13 protein-coding genes are annotated in these 17,030 nt (G+C 67.0%); 12 read left to right on the plus strand and 1 reads right to left on the minus strand.

Annotated features, from left to right (window positions below; translation table 11 throughout):
* The first annotated feature begins 44 nt into the window (after window positions 1-44).
* Window positions 45-779: a tRNA (guanosine(46)-N7)-methyltransferase TrmB gene (trmB, locus tag JQ639_RS25345; RefSeq protein ID WP_211968804.1), complete on the plus strand. Its 735-nt coding sequence runs from the start codon at window positions 45-47 to the stop codon at window positions 777-779.
* Between the two features lie 4 nt (window positions 780-783).
* On the opposite strand, the gene JQ639_RS25350 is transcribed toward trmB, so the two are convergent.
* Entirely contained in the window at window positions 784-1,878 is a 1,095-nt protein-coding gene (locus JQ639_RS25350; RefSeq protein ID WP_211968803.1) for a DUF2336 domain-containing protein, read from the minus strand.
* 435 nt (window positions 1,879-2,313) lie between these two features.
* On the opposite strand from JQ639_RS25350, the gene rimP reads away from it, so the two are divergent.
* The 11 genes from rimP (at window position 2,314) to katG (ending at window position 16,903) form a co-directional block, all read left to right on the plus strand.
* Window positions 2,314-3,093, plus strand: a complete 780-nt coding sequence (rimP, locus tag JQ639_RS25355) for a ribosome maturation factor RimP (protein ID WP_211968802.1) — start codon at window positions 2,314-2,316, stop codon at window positions 3,091-3,093.
* 2 nt (window positions 3,094-3,095) lie between these two features.
* The gene (gene nusA / locus JQ639_RS25360; protein WP_211968801.1) at window positions 3,096-4,703 is read left to right on the plus strand and encodes a transcription termination factor NusA; all 1,608 of its coding nucleotides are present in this window, start codon (window positions 3,096-3,098) and stop codon (window positions 4,701-4,703) included.
* Between the two features lie 15 nt (window positions 4,704-4,718).
* Window positions 4,719-5,450: an RNA-binding protein gene (locus tag JQ639_RS25365; RefSeq protein ID WP_211968800.1), complete on the plus strand. Its 732-nt coding sequence runs from the start codon at window positions 4,719-4,721 to the stop codon at window positions 5,448-5,450.
* Between the two features lie 40 nt (window positions 5,451-5,490).
* Window positions 5,491-8,229 carry a translation initiation factor IF-2 gene (gene infB, locus JQ639_RS25370; protein WP_211968799.1) on the plus strand — a complete coding sequence of 913 codons (2,739 nt, stop codon included), beginning with the start codon at window positions 5,491-5,493 and terminating at the stop codon, window positions 8,227-8,229.
* 181 nt (window positions 8,230-8,410) lie between these two features.
* Window positions 8,411-8,851 (plus strand): 30S ribosome-binding factor RbfA, encoded by a 441-nt coding sequence (rbfA, locus tag JQ639_RS25375; protein WP_211968798.1) that lies wholly within the window; start codon window positions 8,411-8,413, stop codon window positions 8,849-8,851.
* Complete coding sequence (gene truB, locus JQ639_RS25380) at window positions 8,848-9,972, plus strand: tRNA pseudouridine(55) synthase TruB (RefSeq protein WP_211968797.1); 1,125 nt, start codon at window positions 8,848-8,850, stop codon at window positions 9,970-9,972. The genes rbfA and truB overlap by 4 nt, the downstream gene beginning before the upstream one ends.
* A 2-nt stretch (window positions 9,973-9,974) precedes the next feature.
* Window positions 9,975-10,244: a 30S ribosomal protein S15 gene (rpsO, locus tag JQ639_RS25385; RefSeq protein WP_211968796.1), complete on the plus strand. Its 270-nt coding sequence runs from the start codon at window positions 9,975-9,977 to the stop codon at window positions 10,242-10,244.
* Between the two features lie 293 nt (window positions 10,245-10,537).
* On the plus strand, window positions 10,538-12,694 hold the full coding sequence (gene pnp, locus JQ639_RS25390; RefSeq protein WP_211968795.1) for a polyribonucleotide nucleotidyltransferase: 2,157 nt from the start codon (window positions 10,538-10,540) through the stop codon (window positions 12,692-12,694).
* Window positions 12,695-12,881: 187 nt separating this feature from the next.
* The gene (locus JQ639_RS25395; RefSeq protein WP_211968794.1) at window positions 12,882-13,439 is read left to right on the plus strand and encodes an NADPH-dependent FMN reductase; all 558 of its coding nucleotides are present in this window, start codon (window positions 12,882-12,884) and stop codon (window positions 13,437-13,439) included.
* A 204-nt stretch (window positions 13,440-13,643) separates the two neighbouring features.
* The gene (gene aqpZ, locus JQ639_RS25400) at window positions 13,644-14,360 is read left to right on the plus strand and encodes an aquaporin Z (RefSeq protein WP_211968793.1); all 717 of its coding nucleotides are present in this window, start codon (window positions 13,644-13,646) and stop codon (window positions 14,358-14,360) included.
* Window positions 14,361-14,731: 371 nt separating this feature from the next.
* The gene (gene katG, locus JQ639_RS25405) at window positions 14,732-16,903 is read left to right on the plus strand and encodes a catalase/peroxidase HPI (protein WP_211968792.1); all 2,172 of its coding nucleotides are present in this window, start codon (window positions 14,732-14,734) and stop codon (window positions 16,901-16,903) included.
* The last annotated feature ends 127 nt before the right edge of the window (window positions 16,904-17,030 follow it).

Here is a 17,030-nt window from a genome sequence, read left to right on the forward strand (position 1 = left end):
GCCGTGGCCGGTCGTCATCGCGACCGTGATCCAGACAAGACAAGATGTCCGCCCCCGATACTCCCGACGACACGTCTCATCCGGCGCACGGCTCGTTCTTCGGCCGCCGCAAGGGCCACAAGCTGCGCAACCATCAGGCGCATCTCGTGGAGGAGCTGCTGCCGCGTCTCGCGCTCGATCTCGCCACGCCGGCACCGGCCGACCTCTGCAGCCTGTTCGCGACGCCGGTGCGCCAGGTGCGCCTGGAGATCGGCTTCGGCGGCGGCGAGCACCTGATCGCGGAAGCCAGTGCGTTTCCCGACACCGGCTTCATCGGCGTCGAGCCCTATGTCAATGGCATGGCCAAGATCCTGGCGCAGATCGACGCCCGCCAGCTTGGCAACATCCGCCTGCTGGCCGGCGACGCTGCCGAACTGCTTGCGTGGGCGCCGGCCGCCTCGCTCGCCCGCATCGACCTGATCCATCCCGATCCCTGGCCGAAGCGGCGGCACTGGAAGCGCCGCTTCGTGCAGGACGCGACCATCGCGATGATGTCGCGCGTGCTGACGCCGCAGGGCGAGTTCCGCTTCGTCAGCGACATCGACCACTACAACGCGTGGACCCTGGCGCATTTCCTGCGGGCGCAGGATTTCCACTGGACGGCGCAGCGCGCCGACGACTGGCGGCTGCCGTGGCCGAACTACACGATGACGCGCTATGGAAAAAAGGCCGAACGCGAGGGCCGCAAGGCCAACTATCTGATCTTCCGGCACACGGCCGGCGCCAGCGCCGCGGACTGACGGCTCAGGCCGCGGTGTCGTTCGGGCGCTTCTGCCAGAACTTCAGCACGCGCTGGGCGGTCGCCGGCACCAGGCGCTCGTAGTTTAGCCGCGCCTCTTCCATCTCGGGGATCGACGGATTGGGCCGGCCGGGGCCGATGCGCACGATGATCAGCGCCCGCACCGTGGTCCATTGCAGGCCCAGCGACTTGCCCATGATCAGGATGGGATCGTGACGGTCGCCGCGGATCAGATGATCGATGATGGTGAGGCTGACGCCGGTCATCACCGACAGCGAGGCGACGGTCTCCTCGTACTTGTGCTCCTTGGCGAACGCCAGCAGCGCGGCCTCGTTCAGCTCCTGGGCGTAGCTGAGGGTGAGGATTTCGCGCTGGGCGCGGGCGAAATCGCGCGCGCCATTGCGCGACGCCGGCGCCGAGCCGATGCCGATCATCGCCTGGTTGATCGCGACCTTGCGCGCCGGCGAGGCCATGTCGAACAGGCGGCGGCGGACGATGTCGGCGGAGTGCTCGAGCAGCTCCTTGAGCTGCAGCTGGGTGATGTCGTGGCGGCGGCCGACGGCGAGCGCCAGCACGCCATCGTCGCTGGCGCGGTTGATCAGTCCGGAATAGCCGGTGCTCGAAAACTGCGCGCCGGAATTGCCGGCGACGCTGCGCACCACGTCGCGGTCGCCACGGCGCACGATCACATCGGTCACCGGCGCCGACAGCGTCGCGCGCTCGGAAATCGCGAACAGATGGCCCTGGCCCTTGGCGCCGGCGATCTCGATCAGCGCCGGCTCGTCGAGCAGCGGCGAGGAGCGCAACAGCGGTCCGGCGATGGAAATTTCATCCTCATGCACCAGCAGGCCGACCAGCTCCGGCGGCGCATTGGCGATCGGCGCGAGCTGCTCGGCGAGGCGGGCGCGGGTGTCGATCTCGACCAGCGGCACGAGGCCGATCAGAATGCCATCGAACAGTTCGACGTGCTGCGGCTGGAAATGCGCCGCGCCCTGTGCGAACAGGTCGGAAATCTTGCGGATCACATCCGCCTGCCGGCGAGCGTCGCCGCCTCTCACGATGGCGTCGAGTTCCGGAATCGCAGATGTCGCCAAGACCATAACCGTATCCCTGCCCGGACTGCCGGGTCGGCCTACGCTAGTGCGCCGAAATGAACGAAGGGTTAGCCCCTGCCCGTGGTTTCCGGCCGACCGGCGCGCTGGAACCGATGATGGTGGCCGCGCCGCCCTTGCCCAGAGGCCCGGACGGCGCTATATTGGTCCCACTCAAGACATCTCATACGATCGCGTATTGAGAGTGGGCTCCTCCGGGGACCCGCTCTTTTTTGTTACCTGAAGCGCCCCGCAAGCGAGGGGATGCGACTGGCGGCCGGTTCCGCCACAACCGCGCGCTCCGGGCCTGGGGCGGGTTTTTCCGGACATGGAAAACCCCGTCTTGATGGAAAAGCCGGAATTTGAACGACGCTTCGACCCCTTACACGACCGCTGGAACTTGGAACCCGACTCTGGAACCCGCCTCTGGAACCCGACCTCGACATGACCGACCCGACCGAACCCGCTGCCCCTGCCGACCTGCTCGATGAGCCCCGCCTGGTGGTCGAGCCCGGCGTCGCGGCGCGGGTCGCCGCGGTCGCCGAACCGGTGCTGCTGGGCATGGGGTATCGTCTGGTCCGCATCCGCGTGTCCGGCGAGGCCGGCTGTACCGTGCAGGTGATGGCCGAGCGGCCCGACGGCACGATGCTGATCGACGACTGCGAGGCGGTGTCGCGGGCGCTGTCGCCGGTGCTCGACGTCGCCGACCCGATCGATCGCGCCTATCGCCTCGAAATCTCCTCACCGGGCATCGACCGGCCGCTGGTTCGCCGCAGCGATTTCGAGCGCTATGCCGGCCATCTGGTGAAGGTCGAAATGGCGGTGGCCCATGACGGTCGCAAGCGCTTTCGCGGCCTGCTGTCCGGCGTCGAGGGCGACGCCGTGCGCCTGCGCCGCGACGACGTCCGCCAGGGCGACGACCCCGATGTGCTGCTGGTGATGGAAGACATCAGCGACGCCCGCCTCGTGCTGACCGACGAGCTGGTCGCCGAGTCGATGCGCCGCGGCAAGGCCGCCGAGCGCGAGCTGCGCCAGGATCTCGGCCTCGCGCCGCCGTCGCCGCCGCACGCCAAGCGCGACCAGTTGAAGGCGAAGACCCGGCCGGCTGCCGCGGCGAAACCCAAAGCCAAGACCAATCCCAAGGCCAAGCCCAAGCCGACGAACACCAAGCAACACCGCCTCGCTGCGCAAGCCAAGCGCGACGGGCACCACGAAGGAGACTGACCATGGCCGCGATCAGCGCCAACAAGCTCGAACTTCTGCAGATTGCGGATGCCGTCGCGCGCGAGAAGTCGATCGACCGGACGATCGTGATCTCCGCGATGGAGGACGCGATCGCCAAGGCGGCGCGGGCGCGGTATGGCAGCGAGACTGACATCCATGCGGAAATCGACGCCAAGAAGGGCGAGCTGCGGCTGTCGCGCCACATGCTGGTGGTCGAGCAGGTCGAGAACCCGGCCAACCAGATCTCGCTGAAGGACGCCCAGCGCGCCAACCCCGGTGCGCAGATCGGCGACACCATCGCCGACACCCTGCCGCCGCTGGAGTACGGCCGCATCGCCGCCCAGTCCGCCAAGCAGGTGATCGTGCAGAAGGTCCGCGAGGCCGAGCGCGACCGCCAGTACCAGGAATTCAAGGATCGCATCGGCGACATCGTCAACGGCACCGTCAAGCGCGTGGAATACGGCAGCGTGATCGTCGACCTCGGCCGCGGCGAAGCGATCGTGCGCCGCGACGAGATGCTGCCGCGCGAGCTGTTCCGCACCGGCGACCGCGTCCGCGCCTATCTGTTCGATGTTCGCCGCGAGACCCGCGGCCCGCAGATCTTCCTGTCCCGCACCCATCCGCAGTTCATGGCGAAGCTGTTCGCCCAGGAAGTGCCGGAAATCTACGACGGCATCGTCGAGATCAAGGCGGTCGCCCGCGATCCGGGCTCGCGCGCCAAGATCGGCGTGGTATCGCGCGATTCCTCGGTCGACCCGGTCGGCGCCTGCGTCGGCATGCGCGGCTCGCGCGTGCAGGCCGTGGTGAACGAGCTGCAGGGCGAGAAAATCGACATCATTCCGTGGTCGCCGGATATCGCGACCTTCGTGGTCAACGCGCTGGCGCCGGCGGAAGTCGCCAAGGTCGTCATCGACGAAGACCGTGAGCGTATTGAAGTCGTGGTGCCGGATACCCAACTGTCCCTCGCGATCGGCCGGCGCGGCCAGAACGTCCGCCTCGCCTCGCAGCTCACCGGCTGGGACATCGACATCCTCACCGAGCAGGAAGAGTCGGAGCGCCGCCAGGCTGATTTCGAGAATTCGACCCGCGTGTTCATGGAAGCACTGAACGTCGACGAAGTCGTCGGCCAGCTGCTGGCGTCGGAAGGCTTCTCTTCCGTGGAGGAACTGGCCATGGTGGACCAGAAGGAGCTTGCCGGCATCGAGGGCTTCGACGAGGAGACCGCCCAGGAACTGCAGAGCCGCGCGCGCGAATTCCTCGAGCGCCAGGAGGCGGAGCTCGCCGCCAAGCTCACGGAACTCGGTGTCGACGATGCGCTGAAGACGGTTCCCGGCGTCACCCTGAAGATCCTGGTCAAGCTCGGCGAGAACGGCGTCAAGACGATCGAGGATCTGGCGGATTGCGCCACCGACGATCTCGCCGGCTGGACCGAGCGCAAGGACGGCGAGACCGTCAAGCATGCCGGCTTCATCGACGCGGCCGACCTGTCGCGCGAGGATGCCGAGGCGCTGATCATGCAGGCGCGCGTCGCCGCCGGCTGGATCAGCGAAAGCGACATCGCCAAGCCGGCCGAGACGGCCGACGAGGCCTCCGAAGACCATCCGGCGTAAGGACCATGTTCCTGCATGCTGACAGCCACTGCCCCAGTCGATCTTGACGACGGCCCCCGGACCGCACGGTCCGGGAGGGAGCGGATGTGCGCGGTCACGCGGCAGGTTCAGCCGATCGAGGAACTGATCCGCTTCGTCGTCGGTCCCGACGGCGAGGTGGTGCCCGATCTCAAATGCAAACTGCCCGGCCGCGGCCTGTGGGTCTCGGCCAGCCGGGACACCCTGGCGGAAGCGATCCGCCGCGGGGTATTCGGCCGGGGATTCAAGCGCGAGGTGCGGGTGTCGCCTGACCTCGTGGCGCTCACCGATGCCTTGCTGGTGCGCGGCGCGGTCGAGGCCCTGGCAATGGCCGGCAAGGCCGGCGAGGTGGTGGCCGGGTTCACCAAGGTGGAAGCCGCCCTCGGGGCCGGACAGGCAGCAATGCTGCTCCACGCCTCCAACGGGGCTGCCGACGGAATCCGCAAGCTCGACGCGATTGCGCGGCAAAATACCGGCGAAACCGCCCCGTTTCCGATCCTCTGCGCATTGACCTCTGCAGAATTGGATTTGGCACTTGGGCGCTCAAATGTGATACATGCAGCCCTGCGCGCGGGCCCGGCCGTTCGAACCGTCCTGGACCGCTGCCGCAGCGTCCTCCGGTTTCGCGCGACTCCGGAGCAGCGGGCGAACAAGGCTGCAGCGACAACCATTGCCGCGACCACGACTTCGAGGTTAAAGGACGCCCCGACGGGACGGCCTCAAGACTGACGCGGCGCCGCAAGCGCCCAACGAGATTAGGACTGACTGAATGGCTGAAACGAAAAATCCTGGCGACAAGACTCTGAGCGTCGGTTCGAAAACTCTGTCGCTGAAGCCGCGCACAGAGACCGGCGTCGTGCGCCAGAGTTTCAGCCACGGCCGCACCAAGTCGGTGGTGGTCGAGAAGAAGACCAAGCGCCGCATGCCCGGCGATCCGCCCGAACCCGTCGCCGCCGCCTCCCCCCGCGCGCCCGAGCCGCAGCAGGCCAAGCCTGCTGCGCCGCCGCCGAGCCGGCCGGCGCCGTCCGCCCCGCCCCGTTCCTCCAGCCCGCAGCAGCGCGGCGGATCGGGCGTCGTTCTGCGCAGCCTCACCGAGGACGAGCGCAGCGCGCGCGCCATGGCGCTCGCCGATGCGCGCCTGCGTGACGTGGAAGAGCGCCGCATCGCTGAGGAAGAAGCCCAGCGCCGCGCCAGCCGCGAATTCCAGGAGCAGCAGGAGCGCGAGGCCGCCGAGGCCCGCGCCCGCGAGGAAGCCGCCCGCCGCCGTCTCGAGGACGAGGCCAAGCGCAAGGCCGAACTCGAGGCCAAGAAGCGCTTTGGCGAAGACGAGGCCAAGGCACGCTCGACGACCGCGCCGACCACCACACCTGCGGCCCGCCCCAGCGGCGCCCCGCCGGCCCGCACCGGCGCACCGACCTCACGGCCGGCGTCCAGCACAGCCCGCCCGGGCACGCCCGGCGCCGCGCGGCCCGCAGGGGGCCTGACCGCTGGCCGCCCGCCCGCCGTCGCCGCCGAAGCGGATGACGACGAGGCCCGGCGTCCGGTTCGCCGCGGCCCCGGCGGCGCGCGTCCGGTCATCCCGCCGAAGACCACCGCCAAGCCCGGCCCGCAGAAGCAGCGCGGCCGCCTCACCGTCGTCACGGCGCTGACCGCCGACGACGTGCGCGAGCGCTCGGTTGCCTCGTTCCGCCGCCGTACCCAGCGCCTCAAGGGCCATCAGGCCAACGAGCCGAAGGAAAAGCTGATCCGCGAGGTCGTCATCCCCGAGGCCATCACCATCCAGGAGCTCGCCAACCGTATGGCCGAGCGCGCCGTGGACGTGATCCGCATGCTGATGAAGCAGGGTCAGATGGTGAAGATCACGGATACGATCGACGCCGACACCGCCCAGCTGATCGCCGAGGAACTGGGGCACACCGTCAAGCGCGTCGCCGATTCCGACGTCGAGGAAGGCCTGTTCGACGTTGCCGAGGACCACGCCTCCGACCAGACGCCGCGTCCGCCGGTCGTCACCGTCATGGGCCACGTCGACCACGGCAAGACCTCGCTGCTCGACGCCCTGCGCCACGCCAACGTGGTCAGCGGCGAAGCCGGCGGCATCACCCAGCACATCGGCGCCTACCAGGTGACCTCGCCGCAGGGCGGCAAGATCACCTTCATCGACACCCCCGGCCACGCCGCGTTCACCGCGATGCGCGCCCGCGGCGCCAAGGTCACCGACATCGTCGTGCTGGTGGTGGCCGCGGACGACGGCGTGATGCCGCAGACGATCGAGGCGATCAACCACGCCAAGGCGGCGAAGGTGCCGATGATCATCGCGATCAACAAGATCGACAAGCCGGACGCCAAGCCGGAGCGCGTGCGCACCGAGCTGCTGCAGCACGAGGTGCAGGTCGAATCGTTCGGCGGCGACGTCGTCGACGTCGAAGTGTCGGCGAAGAACAAGACCAATCTCGACAAGCTGCTCGAGATGATCTCGCTGCAGGCCGAACTGCTCGATCTCAAGACCAACCCGGACCGTCCGGCCGAAGGCACCGTGATCGAAGCCAAGCTCGATCGCGGCCGCGGCCCGGTGGCCACCGTGCTGGTGCAGCGTGGCACGCTGCGGATCGGCGACATCATCGTCGCCGGCGCCGAGATGGGCCGCGTCCGCGCGCTGATCTCCGACCAGGGCACCACCATTCAGGAAGCCGGTCCTTCGGTGCCGGTCGAGGTGCTCGGCTTCAACGGGCCGCCAGAAGCCGGCGACCGTCTCGCCGTGGTCGAGAACGAAGCCCGCGCCCGCCAGATCACCGACTACCGCGCCCATCAGAAGCGCGAGAAGCAGGCGGCCCGCAATTCGGGCATGCGCGGCTCGCTCGAGCAGATGATGTCGCAGCTCAAGACCGCGGGCCGCAAGGAATTCCCGCTGGTCATCAAGGCCGACGTGCAGGGCTCGCTGGAAGCGATTCTCGGCTCGCTCGAGAAGCTCGGCACCGACGAGGTCGCGGCGCGCGTGCTGCACGCCGGCGTCGGCGGCATCAGCGAGTCCGACGTCACGCTGGCGGAAGGCTTCAATGCCGCGATCATCGGCTTCAACGTGCGCGCGCACAAGGAAGCCGGCGACGCCGCCAAGCGCGACGGCATCGAGATCCGTTACTACAACATCATCTACGACCTCGTGGATGACGTGAAGAAGGCGATGTCCGGCCTGCTCGCGCCGACCCTGCGCGAGACCATGCTCGGCAACGCCCAGGTTCTGGAGGTGTTCAACATCTCCAAGGTCGGCAAGATCGCGGGTTGCCGCGTCACCGACGGCACCGTGGAACGTGGCGCCAACGTGCGCCTCATCCGCGACAACGTGGTCATCCACGAAGGCAAGCTTGGCCAGCTCAAGCGCTTCAAGGATGACGCCAAGGAAGTCGTCGCCGGACAAGAGTGCGGCATGTCGTTCGAGAACTACCAGGACATGCGGCCCGGCGACATTATCGAGTGCTATCGCGTGGAGACGATCCAGCGCTCGCTGTAAGTCCAAGTCTTACTGCGAGTTCCGGTTTTCGGTCTCCGATTTGATCCCGCCCTCGGGAGCGCCGCGCCGCGGCTCTCCCCGGGCGGGTTATGCAAACCCAGGCTTCTGACGGCTTCCGGCACGCGGTGATCCCGCGTGCCGCGAGCTGTGGAGCCCATGAGCAAACGAAACCAGCAAACCCATGCCCCGTCATCATCAACGCGGCCCAAGCAGGAATTCGGGTACCGATGCTTCGCAGCGCCAGCTGCGCGTCGGCGAACTCGTGCGCCACGCACTTGCCGAGATCCTCTCGCAAGGTGCCGTGCACGACCCGGCCCTCGAAGGCCACATCATCACCGTTCCGGAAGTGCGGATGTCGCCGGACCTCAAGCTCGCGACCATCTATGTGATGCCGCTCGGCGGTCACGGCACCGACGACGTCGTCGCCGCGCTCGATCGCAACAAGAAGTTCCTGCGTGGCGAGGTGGCGCGACGCATTAACCTAAAATTTGCGCCTGATATTCGCTTCCGCGTTGACGAGCGATTCGACGAAGCGGAACGAATAGAGAAGCTCTTGAGAACACCTGCGGTTCAAAAAGACATCGCCCATGACACCCACGACGAATCGGACGAAGAAGAATGACCGGGACCCTGCCAGACGATGTCGCCGTCGAGCTGAAGGATGGTTTTGACGAAGCCCCGCAAAAAAATTTTTCCGCCCCGCGCGCGGCCGGTGGCGACGCGCAGACTGATGCGCCGCGTGAGCAGCAGCCGCAGCAGCGCGGCGGTCGCCAGCACGGCGGCAAGCCGAAGCGCGACCGCCGTGACGTCCATGGCTGGGTGATTCTCGACAAGCCGATCGGCATGACCTCGACCCATGCGGTCGCGGTGATCAAGCGGCTGTTCCAGGCCAAGCGCGCCGGCCATGCCGGCACCCTCGATCCGCTTGCCTCCGGCGGGCTGCCGATCGCCCTCGGCGAGGCGACCAAGACGGTGCCGTTCGTCATGGATGGCCGCAAGCGCTACCGCTTCACCGTGTGCTGGGGCGAGGAGCGCGACACCGACGACGTCGAGGGCCGCCCCACCGCCACCAGCGACGCCCGCCCGGACGCCGAGGCGATCCGTGCCCTGCTGCCGCGCTTCACCGGCGTGATCGAGCAGGTTCCACCGCAATATTCGGCGATCAAGATCCAGGGCGAGCGCGCCTATGACCTGGCACGCGACGGCGAGGTGGTGGAACTGAAGCCCCGCCCGGTCGAGATTCACGAATTAACTCTGGTAGATCAGCCAGATAGCGACCATTCGGTGTTCGAGGCGGAATGCGGCAAGGGCACCTATGTCCGGGCACTGGCCCGCGACCTCGGCCGCCTGCTTGGCTGCTACGGCCATATCAGCGCCCTGCGCCGCACCCTGGTTGGCCCGTTCGTCGAGAACGACATGATTCCGCTGGATCAGCTGGAGGCTTTGTGCGATAGAGCCGCGTCCGGCGAGGCCAACCTCGCCGATGCGCTTTTGCCCGTTGAGACCGCGCTGGACGACATCCCGGCACTGGCCGTCACACGGGCGGATGCGGCAAGGCTCCATCGGGGCCAAGCCGTCTTGTTGCGCGGACGGGATGCGCCCAATTCGAGCGGCACAGTCTATGTCACCGTCGGCGGCCGTTTGTTGGCCCTCGCCGAAATTGGCAATGGCGAAATCATCCCCAAGCGTGTGTTCAACCTGACCGGGCTGACAGCCAGCACCGGCCGAAACGAAGGTGTTTGACGATGTCGATTACCGCAGAACGTAAAGCGGAAGTCATCAAGACCAGTGCAAAGAAGGCCGGCGACACGGGTTCGCCGGAAGTTCAGGTCGCGATCCTGTCGGAGCGCATCAACAACCTGACCGAGCATTTCAAGACCCACAGCAAGGACAACCATTCGCGCCGGGGTCTTCTCAAGCTCGTCTCGACCCGCCGTTCCCTTCTCGACTACCTGAAGCGGACGGACGAGGCGCGCTACAAGGCACTCCTCGAGCGGCACAACATCCGCCGCTAAGACAGAGTCCAACGCGCGCATGACCTGCGCGCGTTTTGTCATGCAGGCCAAGCCTCCGGGAACGTCCCGCAGACCGGCCTGCATGATCCGCCCACCGCAATACGGCGGCTGGCGGTGACGGGCATGGGGCCCGTGAATCGAAGGACGGACGTCATCCAAGATATGAAAGCCATGGCAGGATCGCCGGACGCTGAGGTCGCAACCCCGTTGCCCGCAGCGTCTCGCCGTCTTGCGCATGGCTTTTGTGTTTTCCGACGGTCCGCCCGACGATGAACCGATGAAAGATATCAGATATGTTCAAAACACATTCCGTTGAACTGGATTGGGGTGGCCGTCCTCTCAAGCTCGAGACCGGCAAGATCGCACGTCAGGCCGATGGCGCAGTGCTCGCGACCTACGGCGAGACCATCGTGCTCGCCACCGTGGTGTCGGCGAAAACGCCCAAGGAAGGCATCGACTTCCTGCCGCTGACCTGCAACTACCAGGAAAAGGCCTATGCGGCCGGCCGCATACCCGGCGGCTACTTCAAGCGTGAGGGCCGTCCGAGCGAGCGCGAGACGCTGATCTCCCGCCTGATCGACCGCCCGGTGCGCCCGCTGTTCGCCGACGGCTATCGCTGCGACACCCAGGTGATTGTCACCACGCTGTCGCACGACCTCGAGAACGATCCGGACATCGTCGCGATGGTCGCCGCCTCCGCCGCGCTGACGCTGTCGGGCGTGCCTTTCATGGGCCCGATCGGCGCTGCCCGCGTCGCCTTCATCGACAATGAATTCGTGCTCAACCCGCAGCTCGACGAGATGCCGGAGAGCCAGCTCGACCTCGTCGTCGCCGGCACCGGCGACGCCGTGCTGATGGTCGAATCGGAAGCCAAGGAGCTGCCGGAAGAGGTGATGCTGGGCGCCGTGATGTTCGGCCACCGCCACCTCCAGCCGGTGATCAAGGCGATCATCGAGCTCGCCGAAAAGGCGGCCAAGGAGCCGCGCGACGTTCCCTCGGTCGACAATTCGGAGATCGAGAAGGAAATGCTCGGCCTCGTCGAGCAGGAGCTGCGCACCGCCTACGCCATCCCGGTGAAGCAGGAGCGCTACAAGGCCGTCGACGTCGCCAAGCAGAAGGTGCTGGCGCACTTCTTCCCGGAAAGCGCCGAGCCGCGCTTCGACAAGCTGCGCATCGCCGGCGTGTTCAAGGAGCTCGAAGCCAAGATCGTGCGCTGGAACATCCTCGACACCGGCAAGCGCATCGACGGCCGTGACGTCAAGACCGTGCGCGACATCGTCGCCCAGGTCGGCGTGCTGCCGCGCGCCCATGGTTCGGCGCTGTTCACCCGCGGCGAGACCCAGGCGCTGGTCGTGACCACGCTCGGCACCGGCGAGGACGAGCAGTACATCGACGCGCTGCCCGGCACCTACAAGGAAACCTTCCTGCTGCACTACAACTTCCCTCCCTACTCGGTGGGTGAGACCGGCCGCATGGGTTCGCCCGGCCGCCGCGAGATCGGCCATGGCAAGCTGGCATGGCGCGCGATCCATCCGGTGCTGCCGCTGCATCACGAGTTCCCCTACACCCTGCGCGTGGTGTCGGAGATCACCGAGTCCAACGGCTCGTCGTCGATGGCGTCGGTGTGCGGCGCCTCGCTCGCGCTGATGGACGCCGGCGTGCCGCTGAAGCGGCCGACCGCAGGCATCGCCATGGGCCTGATCCTGGAAGGCAGCCGCTACGCCGTTCTGTCGGACATCCTCGGCGACGAGGACCACCTCGGCGACATGGACTTCAAGGTGGCGGGCACCGAGAAGGGCGTGACCTCGCTGCAGATGGACATCAAGATCGCCGGCATCACCGAGGAGATCATGAAGGTCGCCCTCGGCCAGGCCAAGGACGGTCGCGTCCACATCCTCGGCGAGATGTCGAAGGCGATCACCGCGGCCCGCGCCGAGCTCGGCGAGCATGCGCCGCGCATCGAGGTGTTCCAGATCGCCACCGACAAGATCCGTGAAGTGATCGGCACCGGCGGCAAGGTGATCCGCGAGATCGTCGAGAAGACCGGCGCCAAGATCAACATCGAGGACGACGGCACCGTGAAGGTCGCTTCCGCCAACGGCGAATCGATCCGCGCGGCGATCAAGTGGATCAAGTCGATCGCCTCTGATCCGGAAGTCGGCCACATCTACGACGGCACCGTGGTCAAGGTCATGGAGTTCGGCGCGTTCGTGAACTTCTTCGGCCCGCGCGACGGCCTCGTTCACATCAGCCAGCTCGCGGCCGCCCGCGTGCAGAAGACCTCGGACGTCGTCAAGGAAGGCGACAAGGTCAAGGTCAAGCTGCTCGGCCTCGACGATCGCGGCAAGGTCCGCCTGTCGATGAAGGCCGTCGACCAGACGACCGGCGAAGACCTCGAAGCCAAGCAGAAGGCCGAAGGCGGCCAGCCGCGCGAAGCCGCCGGCGAGTAACGGACAGCATCGGTCACACCGGCCGGTCACTGATCTGGAAAAGGGCGGCTGCGAAGCCGCCCTTTTTCTTGGTGCGCATGGATGCGCGATGGGCACGCCCGATCCGATACTGCGGCCCCTTCCCGACATGCGGCCTGCGGGCGAGCATTGCCGCTCCGCCGATTCGCGCACGCAAGGGGCTTTCGCGATGATCATCCTGTCAGTCTCGGGCAGCCTGCGCACCGTCTCGTCCAACACGTCGCTGCTCGAGGCGGCGCGGCGCCTTGCGCCGGCCGGCATGGCGATCACGCCCTATGTCGATCTGGCGCAGCTGCCGCACTTCAATCCCGATCTCGAGGATGCCATGCCGCCGCCAGCAGCAGCGTGGCGGGCCCGGGTCGAGGCCGCGGACGGCATTTTGATCTCCTGCCCCGAATATGCCCGCGGCATCCCCGGATCGTTCAAGAACGCACTGGACTGGCTGGTCGGCAGCACGACCTTCCCTGGCAAGCCGGTGGCGCTGTTCAACGCCTCGCCGCGCGCATCGGCGGCGCAGGATGCACTGCGCCTCGTGCTGACGACGATGTCGGCGCAACTCGTCGACGCCGCGGCGCTGACGCTTCCGCTTCTCGCCAGGGGAATGGACGCCGCGGCGATCGTCTCCGATCCGGACCTCGCGCGCCAAATCACCGCCACGCTGAATGCATTCGCGGCGGCGATCCGCGCGCAGCCGGCCAGTTCTCCCGACGCTTCGTCCGGTGTCTGAACACGACAGGCGCGGCTCCGCCGCGTGATTCGACCGCGCAATCGCACTGCAGCAAGGCTGGCGCGATGCGTCCGCGCAACCTGTAACCATCGCGAATTCAATGGCTTGAATTCATCGCCGGTTCATTCGCTGGAACAGAGAATCCCGATTTGTTACCTAGGGGTGCGCGACTCAACCGCGTGTTGATGATCAGGGGAAGCAGCGATGACGAGAAAGCTCGCGGCGGAGTTCTTCGGAACATTCTGGCTGGTGTTCGGAGGTTGTGGCAGTGCGGTTCTTGCTGCCGGTTTTCCGCAACTGGGAATCGCATTTGCCGGCGTCGCGCTGGCGTTCGGCCTTACCGTCCTCACCATGGCATATGCCGTCGGTGGCATCTCCGGCGGTCATTTCAATCCGGCGGTGTCGCTGGGCCTCGCGATCGCCAACCGCTTCGAATGGCGCGAGCTCATTCCCTACTGGATCGCCCAGGTCGTCGGTGGCGTCGTCGCTGCGGCCATTCTCTATGCGATCGCCTCCGGCGCGCCGGACTTCAAGGTCGGCGGCTTCGCCTCGAATGGCTACGGCGACCTGTCGCCGGGACACTACAGCCTGTTCGCGGCGTTCCTGATCGAGGTGGTGCTGACCGCCGCTTTCCTGGTGATCATCCTCGGCTCGACCTCGAAAGCGGCGCCCGCCGGCTTCGCACCGATTGCCATCGGTCTTGGCCTGACGCTGATCCACCTGATCTCGATTCCGGTGACCAACACGTCGGTCAATCCGGCGCGCTCGACCGCGGCCGCGCTGTTCGCCCAGACCGGGGCGATCAGCCAGCTGTGGCTGTTCTGGGTCGCGCCGCTGATCGGCGCCGCCATCGGCGCGCTGATCTGGAAGGTGCTGCTGTCGCCGGGCGAATCGCCGGGCCTGATCGGCCGCGAAGGATAATTGCGCGCCTCTCGTTTCGCGCGCTCACGATACCAGGCCGCCGCGCCCAGATCGGGCGCGGCGGCTTTTTTGCGCCCCCGATTCGCAGGAATCGTTCGCGGCGATCCCTGCGCGAGCGATGCACCGGCGAGCTGCGGCGTCTTGTCTCGCGGGCACCGGCAGCCTCCCCCGCGAACTCTTGATCTGTATCGCAGACGGCCGCCGCACACCTGTCCCATGCTTTCCAGCCGTCCGGCGCGCCGGCATCAAACCGTCATCGAAACTTCATCAGCAAATCTTATCGGCTCGATCAGCATAGATGGCTTCACCTGATGAACAGCCTTGCGTAGATTGGGCGCCAGCCAGTCTGGAATTTGTCAAAGGAGAAAGACATGGACGATCAAACCAAATGTCCGTTTTCGGGCGCCGCCCGCGGCCCCACCAACCGTGACTGGTGGCCGAATCAACTGGACGTTCAGGTCCTCCATCAGCACTCGACGCTGTCGAACCCGATGGACGAGGCGTTCGACTACGCCAAGGAATTCAAGACTCTCGACCTCGACGCCGTGATCAAGGACCTGCATGCCCTGATGACGGACTCGCAGGAGTGGTGGCCGGCCGACTTCGGCCACTACGGACCGCTGTTCATCCGCATGGCCTGGCACAGCGCCGGCACCTACCGCATCGGCGATGGCCGCGGCGGCGCCGGAGCCGGACAGCAGCGTTTCGCGCCGCTCAACAGCTGGCCTGACAACGTCAACCTCGACAAGGCCCGCCGCCTGCTGTGGCCGATCAAGCAGAAGTACGGCCGCAAGATCTCGTGGGCCGACCTGCTGATCCTGACCGGCAACGTCGCGCTGGAATCGATGGGCTTCAAGACGTTCGGCTTCGCCGGCGGCCGCGCCGACACCTGGGAGCCCGAGCAGTCGATCTACTGGGGTCCGGAAGGCAAGTGGCTGGCCGACGAGCGCTACAGTGGCGACCGCGACCTGCAAGACCCGCTCGGCGCCGTGCAGATGGGCCTGATCTACGTCAACCCGGAAGGCCCGAACGGCAATCCGGATCCGCTGGCGGCCGCACGTGACATCCGCGAGACCTTCGCGCGCATGGCGATGAACGACGAAGAGACCGTGGCGCTGATCGCCGGCGGCCACACCTTCGGCAAGACCCACGGCGCCGGCGACGCCGCCCTGGTCGGCCCCGATCCGGAAGCGGCCACCATCGAGGAACAGGGTCTCGGCTGGTCGAACAAGTTCGGCAGCGGCAAGGGGGGCGACGCCATCGGCAGCGGCCTCGAAGTGATCTGGACCACCACGCCGACGAAGTGGAGCAGCAACTTCTTCTGGAACCTGTTCGGCTACGACTGGGAGCTGACCAAGAGCCCGGCTGGCGCGCATCAGTGGAAGCCGAAGGGCGGCGCCGGCGCGAACACCGTGCCGGACGCCCACGACAAGTCGAAGCGCCACGCACCGTCGATGCTGACCACCGATCTCGCGCTGCGTTTCGACCCGGCCTACGAGAAGATCTCGCGCCGCTTCTACGAGAACCCGGACGAGTTCGCCGACGCGTTCGCGCGCGCCTGGTTCAAGCTGACCCACCGCGACATGGGCCCGCTGGCACGCTACCTCGGCCCGCTCGTTCCGAAGGAAGAGCTGATCTGGCAGGACCCGCTGCCGCCGCTCGACCACGAGGTGATCGGTGAGCAGGACATCGCCGCGCTCAAGGCCAAGATCCTCGCCTCCGGCCTGTCGGTGTCCGAACTGGTGTCGGCGGCATGGGCGTCGGCTGCGACGTTCCGCGGCTCCGACAAGCGCGGCGGCGCCAATGGCGCCCGCGTGCGCCTCGCGCCGCAGAAGGACTGGGAGGTCAACGAACCGGCCCAGCTCGCCAAGGTGCTGAAGACTCTCGAGGACATCCAGAAGGAGTTCAACGCCACCGGCAAGAAGGTGTCGCTTGCCGACCTGATCGTTCTCGGCGGCAGCGCCGCGATCGAGAAGGCGGCCAAGGACGGCGGCAACGACATCGCCGTGCCGTTCACGCCGGGCCGCGTCGACGCATCCCAGGACAAAACCGACGTTCATTCGTTCGCCCCGCTCGAGCCGACCTCCGACGGCTTCCGCAACTACACGCGCGGCGGCCGGCAGCGTCTGTCGCCCGAGCAGCAGCTGGTCGACCGTGCCCAGCTGCTGACGCTGACCGCACCGGAAATGACGGCGCTGGTCGGCGGCCTGCGCGTACTCGGCGCCAACACCGGCAAGTCCGCGCACGGCGTCTTCACCAAGAAGCCGGGGACGCTGACGAACGACTTTTTCGTCAACCTGCTCGACATGGCGACCCAGTGGCACCCGGCTGCGGACGGCGTGTACGAAGGGCGCGACCGCAAGACCGGCGAGGTCAAGTGGACGGGCACCCGCGTCGACCTGATCTTCGGTTCACACTCGCAGCTGCGCGCACTCGCCGAGGTCTACGGTTCGACCGACGCCAAGGCGAAGTTCGTCAAGGACTTCGTCGCGGCCTGGACCAAGGTGATGAACGCCGACCGCTTCGATCTCGTGAAGCACTGACACCGCCACGGCAGCGTCGCGGCGCAAGCCGCGCAGCAGCGCACATTCGAGCCGCCGGGCCCTGCGCCCGGCGGCTTTTTTTAAGCCGGGCGTGATTCCGGTCCCACACGTGGCAGCCACTGGCCAC

It is taken from the genome of Bradyrhizobium sp. U87765 SZCCT0048 (assembly GCF_018131225.1).
GTDB lineage: Bacteria > Pseudomonadota > Alphaproteobacteria > Rhizobiales > Xanthobacteraceae > Bradyrhizobium_A.